Raw genomic sequence first — 1,626 nt, forward strand, 5'->3', positions numbered from 1 at the left:
GGCTCTGGCCCGTAGTCGGTGGTGACATCGGGTAGTTGTCAGGACAGGAGGATGCGGTGCCGGAGGAGGTCGAATCCGGCGCGTCCGTGCATCTGTCTCATGATCCTCTTGGTGCGGGTGTTGGCGCCTTCGGTGCGGCCATTGTGGTAGGGCAAGGTGAGGCCGGCGTTCACGGCGGGCCGGTCGATCTCGAGCCCGTTGGCGAGACTGCACAGGTGAGGCAGGGCGACGGCGCGGGCGGCTGTGATCCACTCGGTGAGTTTCGTGTCGTTGCCCACGGCTGGTTTCAGCAGAGCGGCGAAGTCGCGTATGAGATCGGCGAGTGCGGTCATCTCCGGGCAGGCTGCGGCGATCTTCTCCAGCAGGGCCGTTTCCTTCGGGCGCAGATTCTCGGGGTCGGTGAGCAGGAGGCGGCCGGCGTGACGCACCGTGGTGACGGGGCGGTCGCCTTCGGCACGGCCCTGGTTGAGGTAGCGGACCAGGAGGTTTGCGCTGCCGGTGTAGCCCAGCTCCCGGATCTCCTCGAGGAGGTGGGTGACCGGGACGGCTGGTTCTTCGGCACGGCGCTGGCGCAGGTGCTCGCGGTAGGGGTCGACGAGGGTGGGCCGGTAGGCAGGGGTGAGGCGCAGGGTCTGGGGTTTGGGCATGCGGGCGTAGCGTTTGACGGTGTTCAGGGCCAGGCCCAGGCGGCGAGAGCAGTCGAGCAGGCCGACACCTTGGCCGAGGAGATCATGGATCTTGTTCCAGCGTTCGCGGGTGGTCTGCTCGTGTACTCCGCCGGGGCGGGGCGGGTTGATGGTGGCCCAGCAGCCGGCGTGCGCGCGGACCTCGAGCTGGGCTTTGTCGCAGAGGTTGCGCCAGAGGTGCCATCTGTCGCTGACCTGCACCGCGTCGGGCAGGGCGCGGCGGACGGCCTCGGCGTAGGTGGCCGAGCCGTCCCGGCACACGACCTCGGCACCGGGATGCTCGCGCAGCCAGGACTCCAGGGTGGCCATCTCTCGGTCGGGCAGGACCGCGATGCGTCGGCCGGTCTCGGCATCCGTGACGATCGTGGCATAGCGGTGGCGGCGGCGCAGGGCGAAATCGTCCACGCCGATCACCCGCGGGATGGCCTGCTTGGGCAGCGGCAGGCGCCGCAGATGGCGCAGTGCGGTGCTGCGGGAGACGGGCACGGCCAGCAGGGCGGCCAGGCGTGCGGCCGCCCGGCCGCATAACTCCCGTGCCACCTGCGATATCTGCCCGGCGAGACGCACAGTGCGGCGCTGATGACGCTTCAGCAGTCCGGGAATCTGCTCACGGAAGGTCTGCCGCCCGCATCCCCGGACAGGGCAGACCAGCCTTCGTACCCGCAGGTGGAGGACGACCGGGCGGCCGTCGACCGGCACGTCCCGCACCGTCCGGCGGTGGTACCCGTGCACCCTCGCCGCCGGCGTTCGGCACACCGGACACGGGACCGCCACATCCCGGGTGCGGGCCGTGACCACCACCATGTCGCCGGCGTCCGTAACGTCCTCGACGACCAGTGCCGACAGCCCGGAAAACACCGTCCCGATAAGAAAATTGACATCCATCACGAGATCATCGCGGATGGCTACTCGGCGTCACCACCGACTACGGGCCAGAGCC

The 1,626-nt window shown here is 69.6% G+C and carries 1 protein-coding gene; it reads right to left on the reverse strand.

Annotated features, from left to right (window positions below):
• Positions 1-38 precede the first annotated feature (38 nt).
• Entirely contained in the window at positions 39-1,571 is a 1,533-nt protein-coding gene (locus tag ACLIYP_RS30375) for an ISL3 family transposase (protein ID WP_459076362.1), read from the reverse strand.
• Between the last annotated feature and the right edge of the window lie 55 nt (positions 1,572-1,626).

It is taken from the genome of Streptomyces nanhaiensis (assembly GCF_046614825.1).
GTDB lineage: Bacteria > Actinomycetota > Actinomycetes > Streptomycetales > Streptomycetaceae > Streptomyces > Streptomyces radiopugnans.

Excerpts from the sequence above, each read along its gene's own strand:
- ACLIYP_RS30375 (WP_459076362.1), bottom strand. The coding sequence starts at position 1,571 with ATGGATGTCAATTTTCTTATCGGGACGGTGTTTTCCGGGCTGTCGGCA.